General features: G+C 48.1%; 5 protein-coding genes. 2 read left to right on the top strand and 3 right to left on the bottom strand.

Annotated features, from left to right (window positions below; all coding sequences use genetic code 11):
• The first annotated feature begins 66 nt into the window (after positions 1-66).
• Positions 67-1158, top strand: coding sequence for a DNA cytosine methyltransferase (locus KDK16_RS09065; RefSeq protein WP_257275703.1), 1092 nt, complete (start codon positions 67-69; stop codon positions 1156-1158).
• Positions 1159-1379: 221 nt separating this feature from the next.
• Here KDK16_RS09065 and KDK16_RS09060 read toward each other — a convergent pair whose 3' ends face one another.
• A complete protein-coding gene (locus tag KDK16_RS09060) occupies positions 1380-1883 on the bottom strand; it encodes an HNH endonuclease (RefSeq protein ID WP_257275702.1) in 504 nt (167 codons plus the stop codon).
• A gap of 125 nt (positions 1884-2008) precedes the next feature.
• Here KDK16_RS09060 and KDK16_RS09055 point away from each other — a divergent pair, with 125 nt between their 5' ends.
• Positions 2009-2137, top strand: coding sequence for a hypothetical protein (locus KDK16_RS09055; RefSeq protein ID WP_257254290.1), 129 nt, complete (start codon positions 2009-2011; stop codon positions 2135-2137).
• On the opposite strand, the gene dprA is transcribed toward KDK16_RS09055, so the two are convergent.
• Positions 2138-3265 carry a DNA-processing protein DprA gene (gene dprA, locus KDK16_RS09050; RefSeq protein WP_257275701.1) on the bottom strand — a complete coding sequence of 376 codons (1128 nt, stop codon included), beginning with the start codon at positions 3263-3265 and terminating at the stop codon, positions 2138-2140.
• Between the two features lie 6 nt (positions 3266-3271).
• Complete coding sequence (locus KDK16_RS09045) at positions 3272-4300, bottom strand: LysM peptidoglycan-binding domain-containing protein (protein ID WP_257275700.1); 1029 nt, start codon at positions 4298-4300, stop codon at positions 3272-3274.
• Between the last annotated feature and the right edge of the window lie 328 nt (positions 4301-4628).

Below are 4628 nucleotides of genomic sequence, written 5' to 3'. Positions count from 1 at the left end.
GAGTGATTTTTTTCATACAGTTGAACTTGGTATAATTGCCGTTTTGAACATTAAACAGGTTTTTTGATGAAAACGATTGAAATGTGTGCTGGTGCCGGCGGTCAGGCCATAGGTTTGCACGTGGCAGGTTTTTCTCATGCAGCCCTCATTGAGATCGATCATCATGCCAGTCAGACTTTGCGCCTCAATAATCAGGCTCATGGCTTGGGGTGGGACAATATCATTGAGAGTGACCTAAAGCACTTTGCAGAACATGAAGCTGAAGACTACCAGGGGCAAATTGATCTGGTTGCAGGGGGAGTGCCATGCCCTCCATTCAGCAAAGCCGGTATGCAGCTTGGTAGCAATGATGAACGTGATCTTTTCCCCACGGCGCTGGAGATTCTTCAGAAGGTTCAACCTAAAGCCGTGATGCTGGAAAATGTTCCAGGGCTTCTGGAAGATAAGTTCAAAGATTACCGAGATGAAATATCTAATACGCTCTTTGAGATGGGTTATCTCTCTGATTGGAAGCTGCATCAGGCCAGTGATTTTGGTGTGCCCCAGTTAAGACCCAGAGTTATCCTGGTGGCAATGAAGCCTGATTACTTTAAGCATTTTCACTGGCCTCAACCTCTGAATACGCGACCTAAAACTGTAGGTGAAGCTCTTTGTGATCTCATGTCATCGAATGGTTGGGAAGGCGTTGATAAATGGAAAAAGAGGGCTGATAAAATAGCTCCGACACTTGTAGGTGGATCTAAAAAACATGGAGGACCCGATCTGGGGCCTACCAGAACCAAACGACAGTGGCAAGAGCTTGGTGTAAATGCTCACCGAGTTGCAAATGATGATGAGATTCCAGGAGAAGGTTTCATAGGCGTTCTCAAAAGAGATGGAACGATCCAGCCTGGTTGCGAAGGGATGCCGTTGCTGAATATTCGAATGGCTGCAAGAATTCAGGGTTTTCCTGACTATTGGGAGTTTTTTGGTGGAAAGACCCATGCCTATCGACAGGTCGGCAATGCATTTCCCGCACCTGTTGCAGAGGCTGTAGGTAGACAAATCAGGAAGGCACTTCTGCAGAAAGCACCGGTTCGTAAGTTGGCGTCATCACATCGAGCCTTTGAAACAATGGATATGTTTAGGGATCAGGATCTCACTGCACGGGCAGGCTGATCATTAACAAGCATTTGCATGAGCGATACCACCCAATCATGTCGGCTTACTGGTCAGAAATTCTTCACGATAAGCTTCTACAGCTATTCTGATAGCCTCTTCTCGACTGATGGATTTAGTCTCGCTGATACTGTCAATAACCTTCAGTACTGGCTCACTGAGGTTCAAAATAAAAGGTACACCATGTTTTTCAGGGAAAGCCCATGAACAGGTCTAACAGTTCAGGTGGCAACCTTCGCAAGCTCTCCTCTTCCCAACATTGCAGTTGTTACACATAGGCTGCCAGTTTCTAAATCATTAGTTCCTCCGCGGGAAAGAGGTACTTTGTGGTCTGCTTGTAAACCTCTGACACCCGCTTCGGTTTGTGTAGCGCAGGTTGCACAGGTATTTTCAGCTTCAGTAAAAAGACGATCTTTTTGCGCTTTTGTGAGATATTTTCGCGCTTGTGGAGCAGTCAGAGTGTCTGATCTAAAACGCCAGGCATGGCCTTCAAATTCTTCCTGATAAGCAGATTCCAGGTCACAACCCAACGCATCTCTTAACTCTCTGGTTCGACGATCAAAGTACTTCTGACTTGTCAGTTCAAGCAGTTCAGCGGAAGATACCCAAGGCTTAGGAAATGGATTGCTATCTTGTCCCCATAAACGCTTCAAGATGGTCTGCTTTACATTACTCAACTTCTTCTTGTTGATGGGAAGCTTCTGATAATACTCTTCGAACGTCATAGATATTTCATTTCTTGTACGAAAGTTTGTGGTATATCGTACCAGAAGTGAAAGATTTAAATTATTAGTGAATGTCATTGTCTGTGCGGCTTGGATTGGCGAGTTATAACCCGATGGCTTGCGGAATGGCGCACTCCCGCATAGGGATGCCCCTGCTTTACGACCTGCCGAAATTACGACATACCGCAAAGCCCATGCAGGTTGAGGCTATTATTGACCGATATGAAGCAAGAGCTGGCGAGGAAGTGAGATAATTACCCCACTCGGATATAACCACCAGGCACCGACTCAATAAAACCCTCCAGCTCCATCTCAGTCAGAATGACAGAAACTTCGTCAAACGAGAGCCCTGATATCTGGCAAATCAGATCCACACTGATGGCTTCAGCGCTCATAATTTCCAGAATGACTCTCTGAACCCCTGATAAATCAGAGTTGATCGGTTCTGGCTCAGAGGTGGATACCACATAAGCTCTCAGATAGCTCTGTAACTCGACCAGGATATCCTCAGCCGATTCAACCAGAACAGCTCCTTCCTTTATGAGCTTATGACAACCACGACTGAGAGGATTTAAAACAGAACCCGGTACAGCAAACACTTCTCGTCCCTGCTCAGCAGCCAGTCTGGCCGAAATCAATGAACCGCTGTTAAGCGCTGCTTCTACCACCAGAACACCGACAGACAAACCACTGATGATGCGATTTCTTCTTGGAAAATGTCCGGGTTTAGGTGTCGTCCCCAGAGGAAACTCACTCACAATTGCGCCCTGCATGGCTATAGCCTGATAAAGGTCGCCATGACTCCTTGGATAAACCACATCCACCCCGGTTCCCAGAACCGCTATGGTACTGCCATAACTGCCCAATGCTCCCTGATGAGCGGCTGCATCAATTCCCAGCGCCATGCCGCTGGTAATCACCAGTCCCTTTCGAGACAAATCCATGGCCATCTCCTGAGCCAATCGACGAGCCTGAGGGGTCGGCCTGCGGCTTCCGACAATGGCCACTTGGGGCTCATTCAACAGATCGAGATTACCCATCACGTAAAGCAAGGGAGGAGGGTCACTTAACTCCTTGAGAGCAGCAGGGTATTGAGGCGATTGCAGGGTAATAATGTGATGAGCCTGACTGGATTCCAGCCAGAGTCGACAATGGTTCAGACGCTCAGTAATATCTGGTGTCTCAGGATTTCCCGATAATTGCGCCGCCAGTTTTTCCGGCAGCCCCATCCTCAATGACTGATAAGAGGCTGACAAAACAGCGCTTGCAGAACCAAACTCCCGGACCAGGGCATTGAGGCGAACCGCACCCAGTCCGGGCTGAAATGAAAGCAGCAGCCATTGTTTTAACTGCTGCCAGCTGGAGTCATGTTGTTGAATCATCGCACCTCAGGGGCTTTTCAGAGTATCGCCTACACCTATTTCTTCATAGGCCGTCAGCACAATACCATAGCTCACTTTTTCAAAAGGGCGATAAATCATGATCATGCCGGCTTTCTCAGGAGGCAAATTGACCATTTCACCACTGATCTGATCTTTAACCTCCGTATTCTTGTAGGCGTTGAATATATCGCCCTGACGCAAACCTTCCCGGATACCCCGGTTAATAATGACGCTGTTGAACTGACCCACTTTTTTTACACCATCAACAACAGAGACAATTTTGCCTTCTAACGGCGCATCAGGTGCCCTGGGAAAAAAGGTGGTTTGGAGGCTAAAGGTGTCTGCCGGCACTACCTTATCACCCGGCCTCACCTCCTGAAGACTTGTCTGGATGTTCAGGCTGGCAATGCCATTGTCTACTTTTTGCAGGGAGGCACCTGCTATTTCATGGCCGATAATACCCAGTACTTCACCACTGTCAGGATCCCTCAAAACGCCTCCGGCCCTAAGAATGTCGAGATTCTTGTCCAGTGAATCTATGGGTCCCCGGGCATAAACCTTGTCTCCCGCACCGGTAATGATCCGTTCCTGTCTGGAAGCAAATATATAAGGAGCACCGTCTAACGCCAGTTTAGAGGTAAATACCCGGCTGCTCTTGAGAAAGGCATCGATTGCGCTGAGTGGGATAGCAGGAATAGCCGCTTCAGCAGGCAGTGTTCTCACTTTCGGGCTAAGTTTGACAGTTCTGCCACTCTCGCCACGACGGACAACCGTCAGCCTCGGGCGACCATCGATGTAGACAAGGCTCACCAGGTCTCCGGGGAAAATCAGATGGGGGTTATGTATCTGGGGGTTTGCGTGCCAGATTTCAGGCCACAGCCAGGGACTTTTCAGAAAACGGTTGGAGATTTCCCAGAGCGTGTCCCCTTTTTTTACCAGATAATCCTGGGGAGAATCTGACTTGATCGGATTCTCGTAAGCTATCCCTGCTGACGACAGGCAGAGCAGAAGAATGCCCAGTACTGTGCTTCTCATTGGTTCACGATCCCTTGCACTTGTTGTTGGTTTTATCCCGGCAGTTTACCAACGGGTCCTGTCATCGGGCAATCAAACGCTTCAATACGAAGAGAATCTGCCCACTGAATTGTGACTTATCCTTTTTATTTCGCTGGCCCCATAGCCGATAAAACAACAGATCGGAGACAAGACTGAATCACTATTGTTCTCGACCGGCAACGGTCTTTCTGTACTTCAGAACAAATCAGAAAACTATCCAAACCAGTGATTTTTGCCTACATTAGGATGGCTGGAAAGCAGCCGGGAAGATGAAGACACCCGTTAAAGCAGCCAGCAAAGTTATATA

It is taken from the genome of Endozoicomonas sp. SESOKO4 (genome assembly GCF_024606275.1).
Note: the sequence above shows the minus strand (reverse complement) of the source record. Positions and strands in the feature narration are given on the sequence as shown.